Here is a 13,035-nt window from a genome sequence, read left to right on the forward strand (position 1 = left end):
GGCGCGGGCAGTTACCCTGGCTGCGCCTTGGAGACCACACTTTGCATCTGGATGTGGCAACAAGAAGACAGCCAACCCGGGAGCAGCGCGGCTGGGCCAACAACTATTACATTCCTCAGTTTAAAAACCTGCTGCTTGGTTTGTGGGGGGTGACCGCATGAAACTGATGGCAGAGTTTAAAAAGCAGCTGGAGCAACTGAGTAAGATCAAGCGGGTGTGGTTAACCACCTTTAATCTGGATATCAGTTTTGTGGAAACCCATGTTCTGCCAGCGGTTTTGGGGGGTGATCCACCGCGTAACCGCATGGATTACGAAACCCTGCAACTGGCCCTACAGGATAATGGCATTGATTTCCGGGTATTTTGCGATAAGCGCATGCTGGGTGCAGAGCAGCACAAACGCACGGCCATACATGTGCAGCCGGTGGCCGTACGCTCGCTGAAAGCGTTTGCTGGCATGAGCCCAAAAAACAGCCTGTTTCATCCCAAGGTGATCTATCTGGAGGATGAGAACGGCAAGATGATTCTCGGTGCCGGCAGCGCCAACCTGACCATCAGTGGCTGGGGGCGCAATCAGGAGGTGATGGATTTTCGCGAAGTTAATAGACAGAAACATTACAATCAGATAAAAGATTTTTTCACTTCGATCGACCCCTCGCTTCAGTTCCAGAAGCGTACTCTTCCGCAAGACGACAACAGCTGGGATTTTGTGCACAGTTTCGGCAAATACAACTTGCTGGATTCCCTGTTTGATGGTGTCAAACCCGGCAGGCTCACGGTTTGGTCCCCCTATTTGTCATCGGATCTGCCGGCGTTTATCTCTGCCCTGCGGGATCACCTCGAGGCCCCACAGCTGACGGTTAACCTGGTGACAGACCGGATTGACGGGCGCTACATCCGCACAGGCTGGAGTAAAGCCATGGAGTCCATGCTGGAAAGTGGACAACTTAAGTTCTTTGAGAACCCTTCACCAAAGCATGACTGCACGGAAATGACCCACGCAAAAATCTGGATGGCTGAAGGCCAAGAAGGCAGTGTGATTGCCATCGGCTCCTGGAACTTCACCACCCCCGGCTGTGCCAGCCTGGCTGTTGCAACGGAAGATGACGGCAGGTGGAACAACGTGGAGGCAGGCATCGTTCACCCTTGCGACAGCAGGCCGAAGATAACAGGTGCTGCTTACATGCCCGACGCTCAAGACTTTGCATCAGCCCAAATGCTGGAAGAGGAGGGCATTGATCCACCGGAATTACCTCCCTTTGATCTGACGGTTACGTTTGACTGGCAACAGGGGCGCTATCAAGTGGAAGGTGAATGGCACAATGGTGCTGTAAACGATGGTTATTTGCTTAAGCTGCCTGGTGTGGATGCGCCTGTGGCGCTGAAGTGGAAACCTAGAAAAAAGTCACTGGAACCTGTTAAAGACATAATCCCTGAGAGTGACGCCTTGCTTACCGATCATTTTTATCGGATTGAGTATCAGGGGGAGGTGCGCTTTCAGGGACTGATCATTGAAAAGCGGGCAGAATTTCGACGGGCTCAGAGTTATGGATCCTTGCAGGAGTTGCTTAATAGTTATGTAATCGAAGCAGACCCCAAGACCAATGACAGTGTGGGGTTACGCCATTGTCTGCGGAATATGGATGAGGCGGATCAAGGCTGGCTGGCTTCAGAGCTGGAAGTGCAGGAGGTTTCTATCAGCTATTTTCGCCTGTTCTATGCCATGCAGGAATACCGCAAACGGCTGGAGAGCCTGAAAGAGCAGAACTCGGCTGCAGAGTTGCATAAATGGTTGTTTGTTTATCCCGGATGTTTGCAAGAGCTGGCAGAGAAGGTGCGTGAACACCTGAAAACATCCGATGCCACAGGCTTTAACTGGTTTCTGGCAAATGAAGTTAACGCACTGGGAGAGTTTGCCCGAAAAATCTACCAACGCCAGCAGAGTCGCCAAAGCGGCGCCAAAATAGCGCCCCATCAGTGGACGCGTCTGGCTGTAGTGGTGCCTGAACTCCCCATGGGGGATGGACGTCGAGAAGCCTATATTGCGCTGATTGGTAAGGAGAACGGCTATGTCCTGTAAAACTTGGGGGCTGCTCTCTGCCAGTCAGGTGGGTGAATGGATCAATTTTGATCGAAATAATGCTAGTTGGCTTTATCACCACACTGACAATTCCATGGCTGCCAAGCAGGCCGAAGGTGTTGCAGGCCTGTGGAATAATCTGGCGACCAAGGAGCTGGCTCTGCTGGCAGATGAGGTGGGCATGGGCAAGACGTTTCAGGCGCTGGGGGTGATGGCGCTGTTGTGGAAGATGAAACCCGATGCCCGGGTATTGGTTATGGCGCCGAACCGGGACATCTGTCGCCACTGGATGCGCGAGTACAACACATTTCTGAGAGAGCACTATCGTGATCGGGATCATCTGGTCAGGAATATGGTTGATGGCGGCCCCATTCACCACCCCCGTCTTTGTGCAAATCTGTTCGAGCTGGTGGAACAGTTATCACTGCATACCTGCCGGTTTTTCCTCACGACCATTCACTCCCTGAGTGGTCTGGTTCCTGACAAAGAAAAGGAAGAGGGAGATAAGCGTAAGAAAGCCAGAAGTGCAGCGGAACAGTTGTACCAGAAGGTTAAATCACTAATAGGCGACGATGGCTTCGATTTGCTGATCATTGATGAGGCCCACTATTTTCGCAACAAGCACGGTGGATCCCAGCGGGTGGCTGCGGCCGAGGCTTTTTTTGGAGAAAATGACAACAAACTGGCCCAAAGAACCCTATTGATGACGGCCACACCAAGCCATTCTTCCCCTGCTGATTTGAGTAATATTCTCGGTTACTTTGCCAATTTGGATGATTCATGCTCTGAAACAGACGCCTTGATGCGGGAGTTTGGCATCAGGCGCTTGCGTCATATGCAGGGGAGGGAACAGGCCCATAATAAATACAACTACAGGTCAGAAAACGCTGTCGCCTCAAGCTTTGCTGGCAATCTGGATGCAGAGCTGTTTTTTGCCCTTTACCAGAAAAAACTGGTGGAGTCACAGGGAGAAACAGGCGGCAACAGGCGTTTTTTATATGGCTATCTGGAAGGGTTTGAGTCTGTGGGGAATACCGCTACCAGCATTCCGCCAGAAGATGATGCAAATGATGAAGGTGTTCGGGACAGCAACGCCACGGATTTTGGCAGCCGGGTGGCCGACTCTCAGCTGTTGAGCAGGCTGACGGAGCAATTTCATGGTATCTATAACCGTTTTCCGGATCATCCAAAGTACGGTACCCTGGTGACAGACTGTGTTCCCAAAGATATTTTCTGTACGTCGGGAGCCTTACATGATGACAAACACCTTGTGTTTGTCAGGCGTATTCCGTCAGTGCGTGAAATTACCCAGCGCATCAATGCTGAATATGATGAACAACTGGCGAGCAAGTTGATAAAGGCATGGAGCGCAGAGGCTACAATTGCAACGCTGGATGAATGGCGAAAACTGGGGTGGTCCAGGGCATTTTTTAATCGCTTTGTCGAACAGCAGCAAAGTGTTCGACCGACGGGTGAATTGGGCTCGTTGGAAGAAACGGACGATGAAGATAACGCTTCAGAGGAGAGCGAACTCAAGCTTTCTTCCAAAATTTTTGATCTTTTTACCGTTAAAAAAAGTGGTGAAAAGCGGACGGACTGTACCAATGTAAGCCTTCGTTTTCGACGTCCTGAGAGTCTGTTTTCATTGTTTCTCGAACCGGCCAGTGATTATATTAAGGGGAAATATGATGCCTATGGGCGGAAAGTAATAAACGGGCGAGAAAGGGATCTATACGGTGATGTTGCCCGCGATATGCGTCTTGACTGTCACGAACTGTTCTCCCGGAAAAGTCAAAAAGAATATCGTGGTGATCTTGAACGACGCAGATATGACCTGCCCGTGACCACAGCCTGGGGTGAAATGTACGGTTTGTTACCAGAGACGTGCAAGGACCAGTTGAAGGACTGGAAAGAGCGCAATCCGGCTATTTTGGAAAATCTCGGGAATTATCTGAAAAGCGGCTTTATGTTTGCAAGCCCGGTGGTCATTGAACTGTATTGCTGGTTTACGGTGTTCAGCCGGGTTGATCAAGCAAAGGATATACAGAAAAAATACCACGCTTTTACTGAGTGGGTCCGGCCCCGGCTGCCCGAATCTCTGATGTATCGTTATTTCATTAACGCTATTGAGACCTTTGAGGCCATGTGTGAAAAAATCACGGATCACAGGTTGACGGATTGGGAACGACCCTGGCGGGAACTGACCAGCCTTCATAACCCAGCCTGGTTCGCCAGTGGCGAGACCAGTAACCGGCAGCGACTTATTTTAGGGTTTAACAGTCCCTTTTTTCCCAACGTACTGGTGGCGACGTCGGTATTCCAGGAAGGGGTTAACCTGCACTTGCAGTGTCATAAGGTTCATCATTACGGTATTGCCTGGACACCGGGTGATAACGAGCAGCGTGTTGGTCGGGTTGACCGCTTGTTCGGCAAGGTCAACCAAATGTTGAGAGATAGTGACCGGGCTACATTACATATTAACTACCCTTATCTTGATAAATCCTTTGACCAAGAACAGCTGGCTTCATTTATCAGGCTCAAACATGGTGTTGAGGCGAAACTGGATGCCTGCGATTTTCATCAGTTTAGCAGTGAAATCGATTTGAAAAATGCTATGGCGGGTTGGCAGGAGTTTTTACGAAAGCCTGATTACTCTACCAAGGTGAAGGATCCCTATCCGGCAAAGTCGAATAATGACCATGCGAGCTTCTTATACACGCCCTGTAACCATATTAAAACGACAGAGGTCGAGAGTCTGATCGGGAGACGATTACAGCATCTGGCTGAAACTCAGTCGGCTACATTGCACAAAATTAATGCCAATAACCATCATCCTAACGCTTTGTTCCTGATTGAGTCACAGCTTGTTAATAAAACCTTGCTACAGCATCAGCCTGTCATTCTGGAACGTCACTTTTCCTCTGAGTTTTCGGCGCTGGTATCGGGCACTGTGTATTACCTTTCTTTTAAATCACCTCTCGCTTCCAGGGATACGTTGAAAAAAATAGATGGAGCAGGCCCAAAGGAACTGACAGCACTGGCGAACAGGATCCTTAAGCACTATCCGCTGGTTAAGCTGGTAGTGGATTTTGAACATGCCAATAGTCATTTCTATCTGCATACTCGTGTTGATCTTCCGTTATTTGTGCTTGGGGAGGATGCACATATGCTGTCAGATTACGAAATGGAAATGGCATATAAGCAGGTAATAAAAGCAACGGATGCTATAGAGTTTGGGCTTTTCAATGGTAGCCAGGATCTTAAGAAAGATGATCTGACTATCAATCAGCACTCTGAAGGAACAGGTTTGGCTGCGGTGGAATTTGATGCAGTTACTTCAGCTGTTGTTGGTGAGAAATGGCATAAGGTTGATGGTGAAGCAGGAGAAATCGCACTGTTGTCTGCTTGCATTGACCTGAACGGACTAAGCAAGTTGGCAGATAATTATGGCATGCACGCTAAAAACACGCCTGAGATGCAGGCACTACAGCTTAATCATTTCCTGCCAATGATCAATTGCACCCGTAGCGAAGAGACGACCAAGCTTGAGTTGGGCTATCCTGCGGGTGATCTTCAGGAAAAGGAGCGGGAACTATTAGAGCGGTGGTTTGAAACTATCGTTAGTATCGCGCTGTAGTGATGCTGTTCACCTGTGCTGCACTGTGATTTTTGCCATGACCTTTGTTTGAAAATAGGACGACGCTTGGTGTCGCTGGGATGTACCATGCTGTGTCTACAGGCTTTGATCAGGAGGTTAACATGATCTTGTTTTTTCATGGTTTGGATTCCGACAACCAGACCACCAAATTTACCGCCATCAGTCATCCTCATAAATATTGTGAAACGGTAGATTACCGTTGCAGCGACAGGGAAGACATAAGCCGGCATTATGACGAGCTGATTACCCGGTACAGCCCCGTTTTGTTGGTAGGACACAGCCTGGGGGGCTACTGGGCACTGGTAAAGTCGCAGCAGCATGGCTTACCCTGTGTGTTGGTTAATCCTCAGCTCTATCCTTCTTTTCGTGCTGATTATTCGGAACTGGAGATTGCCGGCTGTGATGACGGCGTGTTGCGCTTTGCCTATCTTGAGCTGGGCGATGAGGTACTGGACATTCAGCGAATTCGCCGAGCTCTGGACGGAGGTGTGGCAGAGCTGTACTGCGCGGATGGCGGGCATCATAGAGTAGCGGATTTGGCGCGGATGGATTCGGTAGTGCGTGCGGCCCTGGAGCGAATCCAACAGCAAGGTTAGCCTGGATCGGTGCTGGCCAGGCTTAATGGCGACAGCGCCCGCATTACCTGCTCGATTTTTTCTGGTGTAGCCAGGTCTTCGCCAAACCCAATTAACAGCGGTTGACGCACGGCGTTTTCCAGGGTATCGCCTTTGTTCAGGGCTGTTAGAATATCTTCAGCCAAGTTGTCATACTCGTCTAAGCAGTCGTTTTCCTTGCAGCAGGTGTTCATGGGATCGGCTTCAAATAGCAGATGGGAAATCTGCTCTGGGCTCGGTGTTTTGGTCATGATGGCTCCTTGTCTTTTCGCCCGATACTACCGTTTAGCGCGGATTATTGCCGCCCTGCCTAGTGCCCTTTATACCAGGCCGTGGCTGTGTTCGAATCTACCGCTATCCAGTCACAGGGCAGGGTTGCCCTTCAAGCTAGACGCCATGACCGAGCTTGTCCTGAGACCCTGCCGGTATTACCCCCAGCCACGGGGGAATTTTTTCAATGAGGTGAATGGGCACGATAAAGTTCAGCATTTCCAGTGAGATGGCCATGACTTGTCTCCTGAATGCAGCAAGGCGTGTGGCTGGACGATAGGGCATGCGGGCGACATTCAGCGTCGCTTGTTAAGCCTTTCAGGGTCGTTACTCTGTGGAGCAACAACAAGATAACGGAGCAGGGAATGACACTGACTCACGAGATCCTGAAGGAACGTCAACTCAGAAAACGAGACACCTATCCGGAAGGATTGGCCCTTCGGGTGCACTTGCCATCACCAGAATGTCGGTAACGGGATGACTACAGATAGCAGCAGGATTCTGATAAGTAGGCTTTTGTACTAGAAAACCACAACTTTTTGGCGCGGCCAAGTTCAGGAAGGGCAACTGTATGTCTGTGTGCGGTGCCTGGTCGCATTGTCGGCTTCTATGTGCACTCGCTGCTGGCAAGGTCCACAATTGTCCCCCTGGCCTGTAATTGAGTTACAAAGTTGTGCTACCCTTTATTACCTCGGAGGATAACCCGCTGATCAATGAGGGAAATTATTTATGGCTGATCAAGATAACCACGATGTTATCGCCCCGGAGGGAAAGGTTAATCCCATCGATACCGACTACCAGGTGGGGCAGGATAATATCGCACTGAAGATAGGCCCCTTCGGCCTCGACATCCACAACCGGGTGTTTATGATTTCGGGCCTGGCCATCGTCGCCTTCGTGTTTCTGACGCTGGCGTTTCAAAACCAGGTGGGTCCCCTGTTCGGGGATTTGCGCAACTGGCTCACATCGAACCTGGACTGGTTCTTCCTGGCGTCCGGCAATATCTTCGTGCTGGTGTGCGTGTTTCTTATTTTCTCCCCCTTGGGGCGGGTGCGCATCGGCGGCACCGAGGCCAGGCCCGACTTCAGTTACCTGGGCTGGTTTTCCATGCTGTTTGCCGCCGGCATGGGCATCGGGCTGATGTTCTACGGGGTATCCGAGCCCCTGTCCCACTTCGGCAGCGCCCTGGGCGGCGTCAGCGTCGAAAACGGGGTGCGTACCGACTGGGCACCGCTGGGGGCGCCGCCGGTGATGCGGAGGCCGCCAGGCGGCTCGGCATGTCGGCCACCATCTACCACTGGGCGCTGCATCCCTGGGCCATCTATGCGGTGCTGGCGCTGGGGCTGGCCATCTTCTCCTTCAACAAGGGGCTGCCGCTGACGATGCGCTCGGTGTTTTATCCGCTGCTGGGCGAGCGGGTCTGGGGCTGGCCCGGCCATGTCATCGACATCCTGGCGGTGGTGGCCACCCTGTTCGGCCTGGCCACTTCCCTGGGGCTGGGGGCCTCCCAGGCCAGTGCCGGCCTGAACTACCTGTTCGGCCTGCCGACCGGCACCACCACCGAGGTGGTGCTGGTGATCGGGATCACCGCCATCGCCACCCTTTCGGTGCTGGCCGGGCTGGACGCCGGGGTCAAGCGGCTGTCCGAGATCAACATGGTGCTGGCGGCGGCGCTGCTGCTGTTTGTGATCGTCGTCGGGCCCACCCTGGCCATCGTCACCGGTTTCTTCGCCAATCTGGCGGCCTATCTGGAGAACCTGCCGGCGCTGTCCAATCCCATCGGGCGGGACGACGCCAACTTCTCCCAGGGCTGGACCGCCTTCTACTGGGCCTGGTGGATTTCCTGGTCGCCCTTCGTCGGCATGTTCATCGCCCGGGTATCCCGGGGCCGCACCGTGCGGGAGTTCATCATCTCGGTGCTGCTGGTGCCCTCCGCCGCCTGTGTGCTGTGGATGACCGCCTTCGGCGGCACCGCCATCAGCCAGCTGGTCAACGACGGCTACCAGGCGGTGGCCGAGGCGGCCCTGCCGTTGCAGCTGTTCATCATGCTGGATGCCTTGCCCCTGTCCGCGATCACCTCCTTTATCGGCATCATTCTGGTGGTGGTGTTCTTTATCACCTCGTCCGACTCCGGCTCCCTGGTGATCGACACCATCTCCGCCGGCGGCAAGGTCAATTCCCCCAAGCCCCAGCGGGTATTCTGGTGTACCTTCGAGGGACTGGTGGCGATCGCCCTGATCCTGGGCGGTGGCCTCATCGCCCTGCAGGCGATGGCGGTGTCCACCGGTTTTCCCTTTACCATAGTGCTGCTGATCTCCTGTGTGGCCCTGATCAAGGGGCTGCTATCGGAGCCCAGGGCGGTCTGAGCCGGGCCCAGGGAGGCAGGCGGGGTGACCTGCCTGCCTCTTTGTTTTTTCAGCGAGAAGGAGCCGGGTGATGGAAGTCGAACAACTGGAAATACTGGGGTTCATCCGCCGTTTCGCGCCCTTCGAGGGCTTGCCGGAGGAGACGCTGGCGCGGGTGGCCGGCCAGGTGGAAATCGCCTATTACCGGGCCGGCAGCCCGATCCTGAACTACGGCGACGAGGTGCACGATCTCTACCTGGTGCGCAGCGGCGCGGTGGAGATCTACCGGCGCAGCGGGGAGCTTTACAACCGCCTGAGCGAAGGCAGCCTGTTCGGCCAGATGGGGCTGCTGATGAACAACAGGGTACGGCTACCGGCCAGGGCACTGGAGGACACCCTGCTGTACTGCCTGCCCGAGGCCCTGTTCCACGCGCTGTGCGCCGAGTTCGAGTCCTTCGCCGACTTTGTCGAGGTGGACAGCAGCCGGCTGCGCCAGGCGGTGTCCCGCCAGGAGGGGGCCAACGAACTGATGACCTCGTCGGTACGGGAGCTTATCACCCGGGAGCCGGTGACCATCTCCCTGTCGGCCACGGTGCAGGAAGCGGCACAGAGGATGACCGAGGAAGGGGTGTCCTCCATCCTGGTGCTGGATCCCGCCCCCCGGGACGACGGCGCCCTGGTGGCCGGCATTCTTACCGACCGGGATCTGCGTACCCGGGTGCTGGCGGCGGGGCTGGCGCTGCAGACGCCGGTGGCACAGGTGATGTCGGCGGATCCGGTGGCGCTGGAAAGCGGCCAGTTCGTGTTCGAGGCCATGCTGGCCATGCTGCGCCACAACCTGCACCACCTGCCGGTGCTGCACCGGGGGCGGCCCATCGGGGTGATCGCCCTGTCCGATCTGATGCGCCACGAGTCCCGCAACAGCCTGTTCGTGGTGCGCCACATCTTCCGCGCCCAGTCGCTCGAAGAGCTGATCGGGGTCGCCGGGGAGGTGAAGGCCTGTTTCGTGCGCATGGTCAACGAGGACGCCAACTCCCGGATGATCGGTTCGGCCATGGCGGTGATCGGCCGCAGCTTCAAGCAGCGCCTGCTGGAGCTGGCCGAGGCCGAGCTGGGGCCGCCGCCGGTGCCCTACTGCTTCCTGGCGCTGGGCTCCATGGCCCGGGACGAGCAGTTGATCGTGACCGATCAGGACAACGCCCTCATCCTCGACAACCGCTACGATGCCCGGGCGCACGGCGACTATTTCGCCGCCCTGGCCGAGCGGGTGTGCGATGGCCTGGCGGCCTGCGGCTACAGCTATTGCAAGGGCGGCATCATGGCCACCAATCCGCGCTGGCGGCTGACCCGGCGGCAGTGGGAGCAGTGCTTCACCGACTGGATCGACAACCCCAGCCCCCAGTCGCTGCTGGACAGCTCCATTTTCTTCGATCTGGACGGCGTCTTCGGCAAGACCGAGTGGGCCGATCAGCTCAACGCCCTGATCGCGCGCCGGGCCCGGCAGCGTCCCCGCTTTCTCGCCAGCCTGGCCCGCAACGCCCTGAACCGCACCCCGCCGCTCGGTTTCTTCAAGGAATTCGTGATGGAGCAGGACGGCAAGCACAACAACTCCATCAACCTCAAGCGGCGGGGCACGGCGCCGCTGGCGGATCTGATCCGGGTGCATGCCCTAGCGGTGGGTTCCCGGGCCCAGAATTCCTTCGAACGGCTGAAGGACGTGATCGAGGCCGGCATCCTGCCCAAGGGACGGGGGCCGGATCTGCGGGATGCCATGGAGTTCATCGCCATGGTGCGCATCCGCCACCAGGCCCTGGATCTGGTGGCCGGGCGGGAGCCCGACAACAACATAGAGCCGGAACACCTGTCGGACTTTGAGCGCCGCAACCTGAAGGATGCCTTCCAGATCCTGAGCCATGCCCAGAAGTTCCTGAAGTTCCGCTACCAGCCCAACCGGGCGGGGTAGGGCCATGTTCTACCTGCGGCCCCAGCGTCCACCCGCACCGGCGCCCACCCCGGAATGGCCCGAGCTGTTCGGCCAGCTGGCCCGCTCGGCCCGGGACTACCGGCTGCAGCGTTACTACCGGGCCGGGGCGGTAGAGGGAGACAGGCCCCTGGGCGAGGTGCCCTTCGTGGCCCTGGATGTCGAAACCACCGGCCTGGATCTCCGCAGGGACGCCATCGTCAGCATCGGCCTGGTGCCCTTCGATCTGAGGCGTATCCGGGTGCGGGAGTCGGCCCACTGGATCCTCAACCCCCACAAGCCGCTGGCCGAGGAGTCGGTGGTGATCCACGGCATTACCCACTCGGCGGTGCAGGAGGCGCCGGATCTGCTGCTGGTGCTGGATGAGTTGCTCTGTGCCCTGGCCGGGAAGGTGGTGGTGGTGCATCACAGGGCCATCGAGCGGGGCTTTCTGGATCGGGCGCTGCGGGCCCGGCTGAACGAGGGTATTCGCTTTCCGGTGGTGGACACCATGGATCTGGAGGCGCGGCTGCACCGGCGCAAACCGCTCGGGCTCTGGGCCCGGCTGCGGGGTCAAAGGCCGGTGTCCATCCGCCTGGCCGACAGCCGCGGCCGTTATCACCTGCCCCATTACCATCCCCACCACGCCCTGACCGACGCCCTGGCCACCGCCGAGCTGCTGCAGGCGCAGATCCTGCACCACTACGGCGCCAACACGCCGCTGCGGGCCGTCTGGCGTTAGTCCGGCGTCCACCGGGCCCAGCCGCTGCCGATGGCGCGCAGCGGCAGCTTCAGGCCCAGCTCGGGCACCTGGCGGGCGATCCAGGCCGGAAAGGTGTTGCTGTTGGGGCCGGGGAACAGCCGGTACTGATCTTTCCAGGGGTAGGCCTGCGCCGCCCTGTCGATCCGGGCGATCAGCTCGTCCACCCCGGGGCCACGCCGGTCGAGCAGTATGGTCGGCTCGGCGCCGAACCAATGGCGGTCGGGGTGATCCCGGGCCACCCGCAGTGCCGGCAGGCCGCGGCGTACCCGCCAGCCGATGACTTCATAAACGGTATACTGCTCGGCCCTGCTGGGCTTGACCGCGATCCAGGTGTGCACCGCAAACCAGCCGCGCCAACCCCAGGCGTCGGCGCCGTACACCTGGATCACCGCTTCGGGGGTGCTGGCCGGATCCGGGGCTATGCCGGCCGGGGCCCGGCTGGCGGACTGCCAGCCGTCACTGGAACAGCCGAACAGCAGCAGGGAGAGGACGAACAGGCCCGGTCTTATCATGATGTCGGCTCCTTCTGGTGGGGAGGTCATGGAGAAGACCCCGCTGCCCGCCCGTCTTATTTCACAGCCGGAAACGGGGCTCGTCGTTGTCTTCCGGCAAATCCTGGTCGGACAGGCGGATCACCGGCTCCACCCGGCCCCGCCCCAGGATGGGCAGATCGAGCGGCCGGTGGCTGACCGCGGCCAGAATTTCCTCGCGCAGCTCTTCCGCACCCGGCCAGTCCTTGGGCGAGAGGTGGATCAGGGGCAGGCCGGCGTCGCTGATGTTCTGCAACAGCCGATGGCGCTGGCGGCCGTCGGTCTTGCTCAGGCTGTCGTCCACCAGCATGACGGCGCCCCGCACCTTGAGATCCTTGGGCGAACAGAGCACGAAGTCCAGCTTTTCGCCGAACAGCTCGTGCCAGGCCTGCTCCCGGTGGGCTTTCTTGAGGTCGGGGTTGAGTTCCAGCACCTCGCTCATGCTCACGCAGGGAAAGACCCTGAGCTCCCGGCCCAGGGCGCTATCCAGCAGCCGCAGGGCGGCGGCGGACTCGGCGCTGAACAGCAGCTTCTGCCGGTAGGGGTTTTTGGGGCTGCCCCGCCACAGCCGGCGCAGCAGGCTGAATGCGATCAGCAATACCAGCAGCGCCACCAGGGCGAACATCAACCAGTCGAGCAGGGATACGGGAAGCAGATCAATCATGGGATCCTGAGTCTTTCGGCTTATATCGAAGTGAGAAGAGAACCCGCCCAGTGTAGCAGAGGCGCGGGCATGAAATGAATATCCTGGCGGGGCAGGGTGGCCGCCCGCAACTATTCCGTGGCTTTGTGGTGGCGGTGCTGGCTTGTCGTGC

At 57.2% G+C, this 13,035-nt stretch carries 10 protein-coding genes; 7 read left to right on the top strand and 3 right to left on the bottom strand.

The annotated features are described in order from the left end of the window. The first annotated feature begins 157 nt into the window (after positions 1 to 157). The 3 genes from CGX12_RS09620 (at position 158) to CGX12_RS09630 (ending at position 6,334) form a co-directional block, all read left to right on the top strand. Entirely contained in the window at positions 158 to 2,080 is a 1,923-nt protein-coding gene (locus tag CGX12_RS09620; protein ID WP_142995602.1) for a phospholipase D-like domain-containing protein, read from the top strand. Continuing rightward, positions 2,070 to 5,717: a DEAD/DEAH box helicase gene (locus CGX12_RS09625; RefSeq protein ID WP_094039674.1), complete on the top strand. Its 3,648-nt coding sequence runs from the start codon at positions 2,070 to 2,072 to the stop codon at positions 5,715 to 5,717. The genes CGX12_RS09620 and CGX12_RS09625 overlap by 11 nt, the downstream gene beginning before the upstream one ends. 122 nt (positions 5,718 to 5,839) lie before the next feature. Beyond that, positions 5,840 to 6,334, top strand: coding sequence for a YqiA/YcfP family alpha/beta fold hydrolase (locus CGX12_RS09630; RefSeq protein ID WP_157772284.1), 495 nt, complete (start codon positions 5,840 to 5,842; stop codon positions 6,332 to 6,334). On the opposite strand, the gene CGX12_RS09635 is transcribed toward CGX12_RS09630, so the two are convergent. Then, positions 6,331 to 6,603 (bottom strand): hypothetical protein, encoded by a 273-nt coding sequence (locus tag CGX12_RS09635; protein WP_094039676.1) that lies wholly within the window; start codon positions 6,601 to 6,603, stop codon positions 6,331 to 6,333. The genes CGX12_RS09630 and CGX12_RS09635 overlap by 4 nt on opposite strands. A gap of 748 nt (positions 6,604 to 7,351) precedes the next feature. Between CGX12_RS09635 and CGX12_RS20245 the strand changes: the two genes are divergently transcribed. From CGX12_RS20245 to CGX12_RS09650, 4 genes are all read left to right on the top strand, one after another. Beyond that, complete coding sequence (locus tag CGX12_RS20245) at positions 7,352 to 8,002, top strand: BCCT family transporter (RefSeq protein WP_254918252.1); 651 nt, start codon at positions 7,352 to 7,354, stop codon at positions 8,000 to 8,002. Continuing rightward, positions 7,900 to 8,988, top strand: coding sequence for a BCCT family transporter (locus CGX12_RS09640; protein ID WP_254918253.1), 1,089 nt, complete (start codon positions 7,900 to 7,902; stop codon positions 8,986 to 8,988). Before CGX12_RS20245 ends, CGX12_RS09640 begins: the two co-directional genes overlap by 103 nt. Positions 8,989 to 9,058: 70 nt before the next feature. After that, positions 9,059 to 10,930 (top strand): DUF294 nucleotidyltransferase-like domain-containing protein, encoded by a 1,872-nt coding sequence (locus CGX12_RS09645; RefSeq protein WP_094039677.1) that lies wholly within the window; start codon positions 9,059 to 9,061, stop codon positions 10,928 to 10,930. 4 nt (positions 10,931 to 10,934) lie between these two features. Then, complete coding sequence (locus tag CGX12_RS09650) at positions 10,935 to 11,669, top strand: 3'-5' exonuclease (protein WP_094039678.1); 735 nt, start codon at positions 10,935 to 10,937, stop codon at positions 11,667 to 11,669. Here the strand turns inward: CGX12_RS09650 and CGX12_RS09655 are convergent. Both CGX12_RS09655 and CGX12_RS09660 read right to left on the bottom strand, forming a co-directional pair. Next, on the bottom strand, positions 11,666 to 12,202 hold the full coding sequence (locus tag CGX12_RS09655; protein ID WP_094039679.1) for a DUF3750 domain-containing protein: 537 nt from the start codon (positions 12,200 to 12,202) through the stop codon (positions 11,666 to 11,668). The two genes, CGX12_RS09650 and CGX12_RS09655, sit on opposite strands and share 4 nt — an antisense overlap. Before the next feature lie 61 nt (positions 12,203 to 12,263). Continuing rightward, positions 12,264 to 12,884, bottom strand: coding sequence for a DUF2726 domain-containing protein (locus CGX12_RS09660; protein WP_094039680.1), 621 nt, complete (start codon positions 12,882 to 12,884; stop codon positions 12,264 to 12,266). Positions 12,885 to 13,035 lie beyond the last annotated feature (151 nt).

Origin of the sequence: Zobellella denitrificans (assembly GCF_002237365.1) — a bacterium.
In the GTDB taxonomy this organism is placed as follows: Bacteria; Pseudomonadota; Gammaproteobacteria; order Enterobacterales; family Aeromonadaceae; genus Oceanimonas; species Oceanimonas denitrificans.

What these genes read in the sequence shown, in the direction of transcription:
- CGX12_RS09620 (WP_142995602.1), top strand. Translation starts at nt 158, where the DNA reads ATGAAACTGATGGCAGAGTTTAAAAAGCAGCTGGAGCAACTGAGTAAG.
- CGX12_RS09625 (WP_094039674.1), top strand. Translation starts at nt 2,070, where the DNA reads ATGTCCTGTAAAACTTGGGGGCTGCTCTCTGCCAGTCAGGTGGGTGAA.
- CGX12_RS09630 (WP_157772284.1), top strand. Translation starts at nt 5,840, where the DNA reads ATGATCTTGTTTTTTCATGGTTTGGATTCCGACAACCAGACCACCAAA.
- CGX12_RS09635 (WP_094039676.1), bottom strand. Translation starts at nt 6,603, where the DNA reads ATGACCAAAACACCGAGCCCAGAGCAGATTTCCCATCTGCTATTTGAA.
- CGX12_RS20245 (WP_254918252.1), top strand. Translation starts at nt 7,352, where the DNA reads ATGGCTGATCAAGATAACCACGATGTTATCGCCCCGGAGGGAAAGGTT.
- CGX12_RS09640 (WP_254918253.1), top strand. Translation starts at nt 7,900, where the DNA reads ATGTCGGCCACCATCTACCACTGGGCGCTGCATCCCTGGGCCATCTAT.
- CGX12_RS09645 (WP_094039677.1), top strand. Translation starts at nt 9,059, where the DNA reads ATGGAAGTCGAACAACTGGAAATACTGGGGTTCATCCGCCGTTTCGCG.
- CGX12_RS09650 (WP_094039678.1), top strand. Translation starts at nt 10,935, where the DNA reads ATGTTCTACCTGCGGCCCCAGCGTCCACCCGCACCGGCGCCCACCCCG.
- CGX12_RS09655 (WP_094039679.1), bottom strand. Translation starts at nt 12,202, where the DNA reads ATGATAAGACCGGGCCTGTTCGTCCTCTCCCTGCTGCTGTTCGGCTGT.
- CGX12_RS09660 (WP_094039680.1), bottom strand. Translation starts at nt 12,884, where the DNA reads ATGATTGATCTGCTTCCCGTATCCCTGCTCGACTGGTTGATGTTCGCC.